Annotated in this window: 11 protein-coding genes; 9 read left to right on the forward strand and 2 right to left on the reverse strand. The window is 73.4% G+C overall.

All coding sequences use genetic code 11. The annotated features are described in order from the left end of the window. Positions 1–35: 35 nt before the first annotated feature. Entirely contained in the window at positions 36–1,424 is a 1,389-nt protein-coding gene (locus tag IAG42_RS08025) for an FAD-dependent oxidoreductase (protein ID WP_188336333.1), read from the forward strand. Between the two features lie 468 nt (positions 1,425–1,892). Here IAG42_RS08025 and hemE read toward each other — a convergent pair whose 3' ends face one another. Next, positions 1,893–2,972 carry a uroporphyrinogen decarboxylase gene (gene hemE, locus IAG42_RS08030; RefSeq protein ID WP_188336334.1) on the reverse strand — a complete coding sequence of 360 codons (1,080 nt, stop codon included), beginning with the start codon at positions 2,970–2,972 and terminating at the stop codon, positions 1,893–1,895. Positions 2,973–3,160: 188 nt separating this feature from the next. Between hemE and IAG42_RS08035 the strand changes: the two genes are divergently transcribed. The 8 genes from IAG42_RS08035 (at position 3,161) to IAG42_RS08070 (ending at position 12,082) form a co-directional block, all read left to right on the forward strand. Next, positions 3,161–3,784 carry a DUF3000 domain-containing protein gene (locus IAG42_RS08035; RefSeq protein ID WP_394811199.1) on the forward strand — a complete coding sequence of 208 codons (624 nt, stop codon included), beginning with the start codon at positions 3,161–3,163 and terminating at the stop codon, positions 3,782–3,784. A 295-nt stretch (positions 3,785–4,079) separates the two neighbouring features. Further along, on the forward strand, positions 4,080–4,742 hold the full coding sequence (locus IAG42_RS08040; RefSeq protein WP_188336336.1) for a response regulator transcription factor: 663 nt from the start codon (positions 4,080–4,082) through the stop codon (positions 4,740–4,742). A 99-nt stretch (positions 4,743–4,841) separates the two neighbouring features. Further along, the gene (locus IAG42_RS08045; RefSeq protein ID WP_223205903.1) at positions 4,842–6,086 is read left to right on the forward strand and encodes an HRDC domain-containing protein; all 1,245 of its coding nucleotides are present in this window, start codon (positions 4,842–4,844) and stop codon (positions 6,084–6,086) included. Between the two features lie 79 nt (positions 6,087–6,165). Continuing rightward, positions 6,166–6,957, forward strand: a complete 792-nt coding sequence (locus IAG42_RS08050; RefSeq protein ID WP_223205904.1) for a ferritin-like domain-containing protein — start codon at positions 6,166–6,168, stop codon at positions 6,955–6,957. Beyond that, a complete protein-coding gene (locus IAG42_RS08055) occupies positions 6,954–7,994 on the forward strand; it encodes a hypothetical protein (RefSeq protein ID WP_188336337.1) in 1,041 nt (346 codons plus the stop codon). The genes IAG42_RS08050 and IAG42_RS08055 overlap by 4 nt, the downstream gene beginning before the upstream one ends. A gap of 256 nt (positions 7,995–8,250) precedes the next feature. After that, the gene (locus tag IAG42_RS08060; protein ID WP_188336338.1) at positions 8,251–9,468 is read left to right on the forward strand and encodes a thiolase family protein; all 1,218 of its coding nucleotides are present in this window, start codon (positions 8,251–8,253) and stop codon (positions 9,466–9,468) included. Further along, complete coding sequence (locus IAG42_RS08065; protein ID WP_188336339.1) at positions 9,465–11,594, forward strand: 3-hydroxyacyl-CoA dehydrogenase NAD-binding domain-containing protein; 2,130 nt, start codon at positions 9,465–9,467, stop codon at positions 11,592–11,594. Before IAG42_RS08060 ends, IAG42_RS08065 begins: the two co-directional genes overlap by 4 nt. Positions 11,595–11,713: 119 nt before the next feature. Next, a complete protein-coding gene (locus IAG42_RS08070) occupies positions 11,714–12,082 on the forward strand; it encodes a PIN domain-containing protein (protein ID WP_188336340.1) in 369 nt (122 codons plus the stop codon). On the opposite strand, the gene IAG42_RS08075 is transcribed toward IAG42_RS08070, so the two are convergent. Further along, positions 12,059–13,189, reverse strand: coding sequence for a hypothetical protein (locus IAG42_RS08075; RefSeq protein WP_223205905.1), 1,131 nt, complete (start codon positions 13,187–13,189; stop codon positions 12,059–12,061). The two genes, IAG42_RS08070 and IAG42_RS08075, sit on opposite strands and share 24 nt — an antisense overlap. Positions 13,190–13,206 lie beyond the last annotated feature (17 nt).

Raw genomic sequence — 13,206 nt, forward strand, 5'->3', positions numbered from 1 at the left:
GGACCCGGCGCGGTGCGCGCACGTAGCGTGGGCGCATGAGTGCTGGAGAACGTGTGCGTGAGCGGCTCGTGGTCATCGGCGGCGACGCGGCGGGCATGTCCGCCGCGTCGCAGGCCCGGCGGCTGCGCGGCCCCGACGAGCTGGAGATCGTGGCCTTCGAACGGGGGCACTTCTCGTCGTACTCGGCGTGCGGCATCCCGTACTGGGTGGGCGGCGACGTCGAGGACCGCGACCAGCTGGTCGCGCGCTCGCCCGAGGAGCACCGCGAGCGCGGCATCGACCTGCGGATGCGGACCGAGGTCGTCGAGATCGACGTGACCGGCCGGCGGGTGCGGGCGCGCGCGGTGGACGGCGCGGGCGAGTACTGGACCTCGTACGACAAGCTCGTGATCGCGACCGGGGCGCGCCCCGTGCGGCCGGAGTTGCCGGGGATCGACGCGGCGGGCGTGCACGGGGTGCAGACCCTGGACGACGGGCAGGCGCTGCTCGACTCGCTGCGCGCGGCGACGGGGCGGCGGGCGGTCGTCGTCGGCGCCGGGTACATCGGGGTGGAGATGGCCGAGGCGCTGATCCGCCGCGGTTACGAGGTGACGGTCGTGAACCGGGGCGCCGAACCCATGTCGACCCTGGACCCCGACATGGGGTGCCTGGTGCGCGAGGCGATGACCGGGCTCGGCATCACGATGGTCGACGACGCCGAGGTCACGAAGGTCGTCACGGGGGGCGACGGGCGCGTACGGGCGGTGGCCACGCGGGACGCCGAGTACCCGGCGGACGTGGTGGTGCTCGGCATCGGGGTGCGGCCCGAGACCTCCCTGGCCCGGGCCGCGGGGCTGCCGGTCGGCGCCTTCGGCGGGCTGCTCACGGACCTGTCGATGCGGGTGCGCGGGCACGAGGACATCTGGGCGGGCGGCGACTGCGTCGAGGTGCTCGACCTCGTGTCGGGGCGCGAACGGCACATCGCGCTCGGCACGCACGCGAACAAGCACGGGCGGATCATCGGCACGAACGTGGGCGGCGGGTACGCGACGTTCCCCGGCGTCGTCGGCACGGCCGTCAGCAAGGTCTGCGACCTGGAGATCGCGCGGACCGGTCTGCGCGAGAAGGACGCGCGGCGCGCGGGCCTCCAGTACGTGACGGTGACCGTGGAGACGACGGGCCGGGCCCGGTACTACCCCGGGGCGGCGCCGATGACGGTGAAGATGCTGGCCGAACGGGACAGCGGGCGCCTGCTGGGGGTACAGATCGTCGGCCGCGAGGGAGCGGCGAAGCGGGTCGACATCGCGGCGGTGGCCCTGACCGCCGGCCTGACGGTGGAACAGGTGACGTCCCTCGACCTCGGCTACGCCCCACCCTTCTCCCCGGTCTGGGACCCCATCCAGGTCGCCTCCCGCAAGGCGGCGGGCGCGGTACGCAACGCCTGACGGACACCTTTGCCCTGTCGCATCCGCCCCAGCGCCTCCGTCGGGGGGGCACGAGCACCACGCCCCGGGAGCACGCGAAGCGTGCCTCCCAGGGGCGCGGGGAACTGCGCGAGAAGCCCCACCGTGCGGCACCCGGCGACGATCGTCAGCCCCTACGGCGGGGCGGGCCGGGGCCGACGCCGGCCCGAACGCGCGCCCGGCACCGCCACCCGTACCGCGCCGGGCCGAACGCCCCCGGAGGGGGCGGGTGGGTGGGAGCGGGGCCGGGGCAGACGTCCCCCGTCAGTGGCGCGCGACCGTGTCCGACCAGCAACCCCACCGCGGGGTACGAGCAGCACGCCCCCGGAGCACGCGAAGCGTGCCTACCAGGGGCGCGGGGAACTGCGCGAGAAGCCCCACCGTGCGGCACCCGGCGACGATCGTCAGCCCCTGCGGCGGGGCGGGCCGGGGCCGGCTGGAGCGTCGGGGCTACTTGGACGTCTGCGTGTGGACGTGGTCGACCAGACGGGTCAGGGCGTCGGGATTGGTGGTGGGGAGGACACCGTGGCCGAGATTGAAGACGTGGCCCTCGAGCCCCGCCGCCGCGTCGAGCACCTCACGGGTCTTGACCTCGACCGCCTCCGGCGTGGAGAAGAGGATCGCCGGGTCGAGGTTGCCCTGCAGCGCCTTGCCGGGCCCGACGCGGCGGGCGGCCTCGTCGAGCGGGACGCGCCAGTCGACGCCGACGACGTCCGCCCCGGCCTCGCCCATGAGCCCGAGCAGCTCACCGGTGCCGACACCGAAGTGGATGCGCGGCACCCCGTACCCGGCGACGGCGTCGAAGACCTTCTTCGAGGCCGGCATGACGGAGCGGCGGTAGTCGGCCGGGGCGAGCGCGCCGACCCACGAGTCGAAGAGCTGTACGGCGCTGGCGCCGGCCTCGATCTGCACCTTCAGGAAGGCGGAGGTGATCTCGGCGAGCCGGTCGAGCAGGTCGGCCCACAGCTGCGGGTCGCCGTACATGAGGGCCTTGGTGTGCTCGTGGTTGCGCGACGGCCCGCCCTCGACGAGGTAGCTGGCGAGGGTGAAGGGCGCGCCGGCGAAGCCGATGAGCGGGGTGGAGCCGAGCTCCGCGGTGAGCAGGCCGATGGCCTCGGTGACGTAGGAGACGTCGTCCGGGGTCAGGTCGCGCAGCTGCGCGAGGTCCGCGCGGGAGCGGATCGGGTTCGCGACGACGGGCCCGACACCGGGCTTGATGTCGAGGTCGATGCCGATGGCCTTGAGCGGCACGACGATGTCGCTGAAGTAGATCGCGGCGTCGACCTTGTGGCGGCGCACCGGCTGCAGGGTGATCTCGGCGACGAGTTCCGGCCGCATGCAGGACTCGAGCATGGGGATGCCCTCGCGCACCTTGAGGTACTCCGGCAGCGAGCGCCCGGCCTGCCGCATGAACCACACGGGGGTGTGCGGCACGGGCTCGCGCCTGCACGCCTTGATGAAGGCGGATTCCCTGGTGGCTTCGATCGTCGCTGACGGCTGCTGGCCCGTGGCCTCGGTGTTGGCACTCACACGGGAAAGTCTCGCACGGCCGCCCGGCGGGCCGAGACGGTGTCCTTGGCGGGTGTCCCTGCCTGCGCGCGGCGCGAGTTCCCCTTAATCTTCCCCGCATGGCTGCGGCTCAGGGACGACGGTCCGACGGCCCGGACGGGCGGTCCGGGATGAGTGAATCGGTGCGGGAGGGGCAGAACGCTCGGGACATGAACGCTGCACACGAGGACGACCCCACCCCCCTTCCGTTCCGCACGGCGGTCGACGCCCTGCGCTCCGCGCGGCTGCGCCCGGAGATCGAGATCGACCCCACGCGCCCGCCGCAGCGCCTGGCCCCCTACTCGTACGCGCTGGAGGCGGCCGTCGTCGACGGCGAGGAGGATCTGGCCGACGGCCGGCTCGTCCTGCTGCACGACCCGGCCGGGCACGAGGCGTGGCACGGCACGTTCCGCCTGGTGACGCTGGTGCGCGCGGAGCTCGAGCCGGAGATGGCGGCCGATCCGCTGCTCCCCGACGTGTGCTGGTCGTGGCTGACCGGCGCGCTGCAGGCCCGCGGTCTGGGCTACGGCGAGCCGTCGGGCACGGTCACCCGGGCGAGTTCGCACTACTTCGGCGGGATCGGCGACCGGCCGTCCGCTTCGCAGATCGAGATCCGGGCGTCGTGGACGCCGCGCGAGGGGCTCGGCGGGGTGCCGGACACGGCGGCGCACCTCGCGGCGTGGTGCGAGCTGCTGTGCCAGGTGGCGGGGCTCCCGCCGGTGCCGTCGGGTCCGCCCGGGTCGGACGGCTCGGTGGTGACGCTGCCTCAGCGCCGGGGGCCGCGCCCCTCCTGAAAGGTGTCGTGTGCAGGGGCTTTTTTCGGCCGCGTCGGGCGAGTGTCCGACGCGGCCGTCGCTCGTTTGCCCCCACGGGACGATCACGGCCGCTCCGGTTCGGATCGCTTCGATCTTCGTTCGATCTTCGGATGATCGATAGTGCGTCCGAATTGCGTGAATTGTTACTCACCAAATCGTGATCTTTCTCTAAAGGCAGGCAGGTTTGGTGCCGAAGACCTCTGTGACCTTGAAAGCACGGTTCATCCCGGCTTCATCCCCAGAGCCGGCTCCGTCCCGCACCCCAGGAGGCCTGGTGTCCGTTCTCCTCGAGCAGCCCTCAAGCCTGGTCGCCTACCGCCCGAACAAGCCCACCGCGATGGTGGTCGTGGCCGACCCGCGCGTCCGCTCCACCGTCACCCGCCATCTGTGGGCGCTCGGTGTTCGCGACGTCATCGAGGCCTCGTCCGTCGCGGAGGCTCGTCCCCGCATCGGCAACCCCCGGGACATCTGCGTCGCAGACGTCCACCTCCCCGACGGCTCCGGCCTCACCCTGCTCTCCGAGACCCGGGCGGCGGGCTGGCCCAACGGCCTGGCCCTGTCCGCCGCCGACGACATCGGCGCCGTGCGCAACGCCCTCGCGGGCGGTGTGAAGGGCTACGTCGTCACGGGCACCCGGACCAACGTCGGAATGCCCACCCGCCCCGGCGCCGCCCCGATCGGCTCTGCCGCCGCCCGTATGCACCGCCGCCCCCCGGGTGCCCCGAGCCACCCGGGCGGCTACCGGGAGCTGTCGGGCCGTGAGGTGGAGGTCCTGCGGCTCGTCGCCGAGGGCCAGTCGAACAAGGCGATCGGCGTCTCCATGGGCCTGTCCGCCCTGACCGTCAAGAGCCACCTCGCCCGGATCGCACGCAAGCTCGGCACGGGCGACCGGGCCGGGATGGTGGCGGTGGCCCTGCGCACCGGAATCATCCACTGATCGCAGACTGGCCGGATCCTTCCGTTTCACACCCCTTCAGCGCCCGTCGACGGAACGTTCCGTCGACGGGCGTCGTCGGTTGACAGATACCCTTGACAGGTGACAGACGCCCAAGAGACCGCAGCAGCCAGCACCCCGACCGAAGGGACAGCGGTCCCGCTGCTCGAGCCGCGCGAGGGCATCCCGCCGGTGATCGCCGACGAGGCCGCGCTCGCCGAGGTGGTCGCGGCCTTCGCCGCGGGCACCGGCCCGGTCGCCGTCGACGCCGAGCGCGCGTCCGGCTACCGCTACGGGCAGCGCGCGTACCTGGTGCAGCTGCGGCGCGAGGGCGCGGGCTCCGCGCTGATCGACCCCGTCGCCTGTCCCGACCTCTCCGCCTTCGGCGCCGCCGTCGCCGACGCCGAGTGGGTGCTGCACGCCGCGACGCAGGACCTGCCGTGTCTGCGCGAGATAGGCATGATCCCGTCGACGCTGTTCGACACCGAGCTGGCCGGGCGTCTCGCCGGGTTCCCCCGGGTGGGGCTCGGCGCGATGGTGGAGAACGTGCTGGGCTACGTGCTGGAGAAGGGCCACTCCGCGGTCGACTGGTCGACGCGGCCGCTGCCCGAGCCCTGGCTGCGCTACGCGGCCCTCGACGTGGAGCTCCTGGTCGACCTGCGCGACTCGCTGGAGAAGGAGCTCGACCGGCAGGGCAAGCTCGACTGGGCGCACCAGGAGTTCGACGCCATCGCCTCGGCCCCGCCCGCTCCGCCCCGCAAGGACCCCTGGCGCCGCACCTCCGGCATGCACAAGGTGCGCCGGCGCCGGCAGATGGCGGTCGTACGGGAGCTGTGGACGGCGCGGGACAGGGTCGCGCAGCGGCGTGACGTGTCGCCGGGCAAGGTGCTGGGGGACGCGGCGATCGTCGAGGCGGCGCTCGCGCTGCCGCAGAACGTGCACGCGCTGACCGCGCTGCCGGGCTTCGGCCACCGGATGGGCCGCCGTCAGCTGGAGCAGTGGCAGGCCGCGGTGGACCGGGCGCGGGAGCTGCCCGAGTCGGAGCTGCCGCAGCCGGGCCAGCCGCTGACCGGTCCCCCGCCGCCGCGCGCCTGGGCGGACAAGGACCCGGCGGCCGCGGCGCGCCTGTCCGCGGCGCGGGCGGGGGTCTCGGCGCTGGCCGAGCAGCTGAACATGCCGCAGGAGAACCTGATCACGCCCGACACGGTGCGCCGCGTCTGCTGGGAGCCGCCGGTTCCCGCGGACCCGGACGCGGTGGCGGCGGCGCTGGCCTCGCACGGGGCGCGGCGCTGGCAGGTCGAGCAGGTGACCCCGCTCCTCGTGAAGGCGCTCGCGACGCGCGTGTGAGCGCTCCCGTCCGGCTCTGTTGCAGGATCCGGACATCGCCGCGGTGTCGGATCGGCTCGGAGATCACTAGTTTCTGAGCATGTTCAAAAACAGGCGGGGAGAGTTCCGGCAGGAGTACGCGGACTGGGTGCGGGACTTCGAGGAGGCGCGGGAGCGGCGGGCCGCGCTGGGTGACCCGGACTGGACGCGCGGAGCCACGCTCCCCCGCGCCCTCGTCCGCAGCGTGCAGCGCTTCCAGGTCGGGGAGGACGGCGACGGGGGCGCGCTGCTCGCGAAGGCGGCGCGGGCCGGGGACCCTTCGTACACACGGGCGGCGCGGCTGTTCGTGGCCGAGGAACAGAACCACGCGCGGCTGCTCGCCGAGGTGCTCGGCGCGGCCGGGGCCGGCACACTGCGCTCGCACTGGAGCGACGCGGTGTTCGTACGGCTGCGGCGCCTGCTCGGGCTGCGGCTCGAACTGCTGGTGCTGATGATCGCCGAGGTCGTGGCCCTCAGGTACTACCGGGCGCTGCGCGACGGCGCGCCCGATCCGCTGCTCGCCGAGGTGGCCGGCCGGATCCTGGCCGACGAGGAACGCCACGTGCCGTTCCACTGCCGGCGCCTGCAGGAGGGCTTCGCCGGGCTGCCGCGGCCCGCGGTGCGGCTGGTCGTCCGGGGCTGGCGGGTGCTCCTCGGCGCAGCCGCCTGGGTGGTCGCCGCCGATCACGGCGCGGCCCTGCGCCGCTGCGGCGTGACCCGCCGCGCGTTCGTCCACGAGGTCGTCGCCTCCTCGGCCCCGATGGCCGCGTACATGGCCGGAGCCGGTACGGGCGCCGCCGCGTCCGGTACGGGCGACACTCAGGTGCGGCAGCCCCTACGATCGCCCGCGTGACGGACGGCATGGCGGGGGCGTTCTCCGGCCTCTTCCGCAGACGCGGGCGCACGGCGCCGCACGGAGACGAACTGGCCCGGGTCGAGGCGGAGATCACCGCCTTCGGGGAGGCGCTCGCCGGGCATCCCTTCCGGCCGGACCATCAGGCGCACGGCTCCCGGCTCCTCGCCGACCACCAGCGCGCACTGGACGCGTACGAGCGGGCCAAGCGCGACTTCGCCGGCGACCGGACCCTGCGGGACGCCGCCGACGTGCTGCGCGCCCTCGACGAAGGGCGCCACGCACTGGCCTGCGTGGACGCCGCCGTCGCGGGCCGGCCGCGCCCGCACCGGCTTCCCCTCTGCTTCTTCGACCCCCGTCACGGGCCGTCGGCCCAGGAGGTCCGCTGGGCCCCGGCCGGGGGCGCCGCGCGGACGGTCGCCGTCTGCGCCGCCGATGCCGTGCGCCTGGCCGAGGGGCGGGCGCCGATCGAGAGCGGGCTGCGGGAGCGGACCCCGGACCCGCGGGCCGCGTCCCGCACGAAGCGGCGCCCCGCGCACGAACCCGCCCCGCCCGCCTCCGCCGGGGACCCGTACGGGACCTGCCCCCTGCCCGCGGGGACGCGGCAGCGCCGGGAGAACCGCGGCAGCGCGGAAGTGCAGCTGAGCCGCACCGACCGGCGCGCGCCCGCGCTGCTGGTGGTTCACCTGGAGCGGGCCGACGGCTCCTGGGCCGACCTGACCGGCCCGGCGGGCGCCGGCGGGCAGCGCCGGCAGCTCCTCACGCACGGCTCCGTGCTGACGCGGGCCGTCGTCCCGGTCCCCGCCGACGGCCGGGACACGATCCATCTGTCCCTGCACACCCGGCGCGGGTGGCGGATCTGGCTGCACCCGATGGAGGACATCCCGCTCCTGACGGGCGAGGTCAGCTCGACCGGCACGTACGTCCTGCGGCATCCCGGCGGCCGGGAGCCGCTGCGTGTCACCCAGCACGAGGGGTCCGCCTTCTCGCTGCACGCCCTGCGGTCCGACTTCCGGCCCGGGGAACTCCTGTGCTAGGGGACCGGCGTGTTCACGGCCGCGGCCCTCGCGCCGAAGAAGCCCTGCCTGCTGTACGTCCGCTCGCGCGGCCCGTGGACGCTCGCCCCGACGGGGGCTCCCAATCGGCGCTGAGCCCTCTTTTGGAAGTGTGACGTTCGCCGCTCCGGGCGAGGGGGCTGGGCAGCATGGTTACTCGCAAGTAGCATGAAGGGGTGAGCGCGCGCTCAGGTGCGCGCCGCGGCAGTGCCGTCCCGCATCTTGGAGGAGAGCCATCGTGCCTCGTACCGTCAGGGACGTCGTCTTCGTCGACGGCGTCCGCACCCCGTTCGGCAAGGCGGGCCCGAAGGGCATCTACCACGAGACCCGGGCCGACGACCTCGTCGTCAAGGCGATCCGCGAGCTGCTGCGCCGCAACCCGGCCCTCGACCCGGCCAAGATCGACGAGGTCGCCATCGCCGCGACCACGCAGATCGGCGACCAGGGTCTGACCCTGGGCCGCACGGCCGGCATCCTGGCCGGGCTGCCGCAGTCCGTCCCCGGCTACTCGATCGACCGCATGTGCGCCGGCGCGCTGACCGCCGTGACGACGACCGCCGGCTCCATCGCGTTCGGCGCCTACGACGCCGTCATCGCCGGTGGCGTCGAGCACATGGGCCGCCACCCCATGGGTGAGGGCGTCGACCCGAACCCGCGCTTCGTCAGCGAGAAGCTGGTCGACGAGTCCGCCCTGTTCATGGGCATGACCGCCGAGAACCTGCACGACCGCTACCCGACCATCACCAAGAAGCGCGCCGACGAGTACGCCGTGCGCTCGCAGGAGAAGGCCGCGAAGGCGTACGCGAACGGCAAGATCCAGCAGGACCTGGTCCCGATCTCCGTGCGCAACACCAACGCCGAGGTCGGCGAGACGGGCTGGGGCCTGGTCACCGCCGACGAGCCGATGCGCCCGGGCACGACCCTGGAGAACCTCTCGGGTCTCAAGACGCCGTTCCGCACGCACGGCCGCGTCACGGCCGGCAACGCCGCGGGTCTCAACGACGGCGCCACCGCCTCGATCATCGCCTCCGAGGACTTCGCCCGGGAGAACAACCTCCCGGTCAAGATGCGCCTCGTCTCCTACGCCTTCGCCGGCGTCGAGCCCGAGGTCATGGGCTACGGCCCGATCCCGGCCACGGAGAAGGCCCTCGCCAAGGCCGGCCTGTCGATCTCGGACATCGGCCTGTTCGAGGTCAACGAGGCCTTCGCCGTGCAGGTGCTCGCCTTCCTGGAGCACTACGGCATCGCCGACGACGACGCGCGCGTCAACCAGTACGGCGGCGCCATCGCGTTCGGTCACCCGCTCGCCTCCTCCGGCGTCCGTCTGATGACGCAGCTGGCCCGCCAGTTCGAGGAGCAGCCCGAGGTCCGTTACGGCCTCACCACCATGTGCGTCGGCTTCGGCATGGGCGCGACGGTCATCTGGGAAAACCCGCACTTCGAGGGGGACAAGTGAGCACCACCGCCGAGCTTCTGAAGGGTGCGGCCGAGCTGTTCCCCGGCGAGGTCGTCACGTCCGCGCACGTACGGCACCTCGAACTGCCCTACGGTGCGGGCCGCTTCGCCCTCATCACGCTGGACAACGGCTTCGACCACACCAAGCCGACCACGTTCGGCCCGGGTTCGCTCGCGAACCTGAACGTCGCGATCGACCAGGTCGAGGCGGAGGCCAAGGCCGGTGAGATCGTCGGTGTCGGCATCACCGGCAAGCCGTTCATCTTCGCCGTCGGCGCCGACCTCAAGGGCGTCGAGCTGCTGAAGAACCACGACGACGCGCTCGCCATCGGCAAGGGCGGCCACGAGGTCTTCAAGCGTCTGTCCGGCCTCGCCGTGCCGACGTTCGCGTACTACAACGGTGCCGCGATGGGCGGTGGCGTCGAGGTCGGTCTGCACTGCTCGTACCGCACCGTCTCCAAGGCGCTGCCCGCGTTCTCGCTGCCCGAGGTCTTCCTCGGTCTGGTCCCCGGCTGGGGCGGCTGCGCGCTGCTGCCGAACCTGATCGGCGCCGACAAGGCCGTCTCGGTCATCATCGAGAACAGCCTGAACCAGAACAAGCAGCTCAAGGGCAAGCAGGTCTTCGAACTCGGCATCGCGGACGCGCTGTTCGAGGGTGCGGACTTCCTGGAGCAGTCGCTGATCTGGACGGCGAACGTCCTCAAGGGCGATGTCGTGGTCGAGCGGGCCGGCATCGACCGCGGCGAGGCCTGGGACCAGGCCGTCGCGCGCGGCCGGTTCATCGCCGACTCCAAGGTGCACGGCGCGGCCCCGGCCGCCTACCGCGCCCTGGAGATCATCGCCGCCGCCAAGGACGGTGACCTGCAGGCCGGGTTCGACGCCGAGGACAAGGCGCTCGCCGACCTCATCATGGGCGGCGAACTGCGCGCCGGCATCTACTCGTTCAACCTGGTGCAGAAGCGCGGCAAGCGTCCCGCCGGCGCCCCGGACAAGAACCTGGCGCGCCCGGTCACCAAGGTCGGCGTCGTCGGCGCCGGTCTGATGGCCTCGCAGCTCGCCCTGCTGTTCCTGCGCCGCCTGGAGGTGCCGGTCGTCCTGACCGACATCGACCAGGAGCGCGTCGACAAGGGTGTGGGCTACGTCCACGCCGAGATCGACAAGCTGCTCGGCAAGGGCCGCATCAACCAGGACAAGGCCAACCGCCTGAAGGGCCTGGTCTCCGGTGTCCTGGACAAGGCCGAGGGCTTCGCGGACGCGGACTTCATCATCGAGGCCGTCTTCGAGGAGATCGGCGTCAAGCAGCAGGTGTTCGCCGAGGTCGAGGCCGTCGCCCCGGCGCACGCGATCCTCGCCACGAACACCTCGTCGCTGTCCGTCTCCGAGATGGCGTCGAAGCTGAAGCACCCCGAGCGGGTCGTCGGCTTCCACTTCTTCAACCCGGTCGCGATCCTCCCGCTCCTGGAGATCGTGCGCGGCGAGCAGACGGACGACGCGGCGCTCGCCACGGCGTTCGGCGTCGCCAAGAAGCTGAAGAAGACCGCCGTTCTCGTGAAGGACGCCCCGGCGTTCGTCGTGAACCGCATCCTCACCCGCTTCATGGGCGAGATCCAGAACGTCATCGACGAGGGCACCCCGGTCGAGGTCGCGGAGAAGGCGGTGGAGCCCCTGGGCCTGCCGATGTCCCCGCTCGTCCTCCTCGAGCTGGTCGGCCCGGCCATCGGTCTGCACGTCTCGGAGACCCTGAACCGCGCCTTCCCGGAGCGCTTCACCGTCTCCCCGAACCTCGCGGCCGTCGTCAAGGCGGGCAAGCGCGGCTTCTACGTCTACGACTCCGGCAAGCCGGAGCTGGACCCCGAGGTCGCCGCGCTCCTGAAGCAGGGCGATGTCGTCCTGACCGAGGAGCAGGTCCGCGACCGCGTGCTCGACGCCGTCGCCCAGGAGATCGGGCTCATGCTCGACGAGGGTGTCGTCGCCGAGGCTCAGGACATCGACCTCTGCCTCATCACCGGTGCGGGCTGGCCCTTCCACCTGGGCGGCATCACGCCGTACCTGGACCGCGAGGGCGTCTCCGAGCGGGTGAACGGCAAGAAGTTCCTCGAGGCGGGCGTGGCCAGCGTCCCCGCGTAGCGGAACGCACGGGCGGCTCGCCGCCCGACCACCTGTGTGACCGAGGGGCGCGGGTACGGCGGATCAGTTGGGGCTGATCCGCGGTTCCCCGCGCCCCTTTCGGCGTTCATCCTGGACCCATGGACGATGTGCTCGTGGTCGACGGGGCCAATGTGGTGGGGTCGGTGCCCGACGGGTGGTGGCGGGACCGGTTCGGGGCCGCCGTGCGGTTGCGGGACAGTCTCGTCGCGTACGGGCAGCGGCACGGGGTCGAGGTCGTGCTGGTCGTCGAGGGGGCCGCGCGCGGGGTCGAGTCCGTGGTCGGGGTGCGGGTGGAGTCGGCCGCGGGCAGCGGGGACGATCACATCGTGGAGCTCGTGGGGCGGCTCGGGCGGCCCTGCACCGTCGTCACCGCCGATCGTGAACTGCGGGCCCGGGTCGAGGCCCTGGGGGCGCGGACGGTCGGGCCGCGTGCCGTGCGGTCCTCAGAGCCGCCGCCAGTCGGGTGAGAGCGTGAGGCCGGGGCCGTCCGGGTCCTGCCGGGTCAGGCGCGGGGCCCCGTCGGCGCCGCGGATCGCGACGACGACACGGTCGAGGGCGTCGAGGGCGAGGGCCGGGTCGCCGGTGCAGGCCACGCCCGTGTCGGACCACCACATGCCGTGCCGCTCGGCCTCGGTGGCGCAGACGCCGAGCAGCAGGGTGCCGTCCGCTCCGCGCTGGGCGAGGACCGTGCAGTCCTGGCCGTCGACGCGGGCGCGCAGGGCCGCGAGGGCGCCGTCGCCGGGCGAGCCGCCGATCGGCACGACGGGGCCGCCGCGCCGGTGGGCCACGACCGAGGCGGACTCCGGGTCGGTCCAGTAGTACGTGAGGCGCCCCGGAGCGGTCTCCAGGGCCGTGCCGGACCCGGCGAGCGCCCCGCACTCCAGCGGGGGTTCCACGGCGCTCAGGGCGCCGTCCGGGGCGTCCTGGGCCCAGAGCCGTACGCCCTGCTCCGAGGGCACGGCGACCTCCACGTGGCCGTCCGAGGTGGCCGCGGGGACGGGGCCGTCGCCGAGGCGGGAGCCGCGCAGGTCCTCCCAGCGCCCCCACTTGCCGTCCTTCTGCTCGCGGCGCAGCTGCAGCCCGCGCCCGGCGTTGCGCAGGAAGACGAAGACGGTGCCCTGTGTGTCGACGGCGGCGGTCGGCACGCCGGCCTTCCGGCCGTTCTCCGCGGTGCGGTACGGATTGCCGAGCGAGCGCCACTCGGTGACGGGGCGTCCGGACTGGTACTGGATGGCGTGCACGATCTCGACGCCGGGGTCGTCGGCGCGCGGGCGCCGGGCGAGGAGGTGCACGATCCCGTCGGCGCCCTGCGCGATCACGAGGTCGGTCAGGTGCTCGGCCGGGAAGAAGTCGGGGCCGGTCCACTCGGGGCCGCCGGGCCGTCGCTCGGTCCAGCGCAGCAGCCCGTCGTCGGAGGGCGCGTGGAGGGTGAGCCTGCCGTCCTTGCCGCGGGTGAGCCAGCGGCCGCGGGCCGTGCCCGAGAGCGGGTGCCCTATCGCGTCCCCGGTGTCCTCGGCGGGTGTGCCGCCGACGGCGCGGGCAAGGCCCGCGGAGTCCGTCCCCCTCCTCCGCATGGCTGGGTTCACCTTCC

The organism is Streptomyces xanthii, from assembly GCF_014621695.1.
In the GTDB taxonomy this organism is placed as follows: Bacteria; Actinomycetota; Actinomycetes; order Streptomycetales; family Streptomycetaceae; genus Streptomyces; species Streptomyces xanthii.

Excerpts from the sequence above, each read along its gene's own strand:
- IAG42_RS08075 (WP_223205905.1), bottom strand. The coding sequence starts at position 13,189 with ATGCGGAGGAGGGGGACGGACTCCGCGGGCCTTGCCCGCGCCGTCGGC.
- IAG42_RS08025 (WP_188336333.1), top strand. The coding sequence starts at position 36 with ATGAGTGCTGGAGAACGTGTGCGTGAGCGGCTCGTGGTCATCGGCGGC.
- IAG42_RS08035 (WP_394811199.1), top strand. The coding sequence starts at position 3,161 with ATGAACGCTGCACACGAGGACGACCCCACCCCCCTTCCGTTCCGCACG.
- IAG42_RS08050 (WP_223205904.1), top strand. The coding sequence starts at position 6,166 with ATGTTCAAAAACAGGCGGGGAGAGTTCCGGCAGGAGTACGCGGACTGG.
- IAG42_RS08070 (WP_188336340.1), top strand. The coding sequence starts at position 11,714 with ATGGACGATGTGCTCGTGGTCGACGGGGCCAATGTGGTGGGGTCGGTG.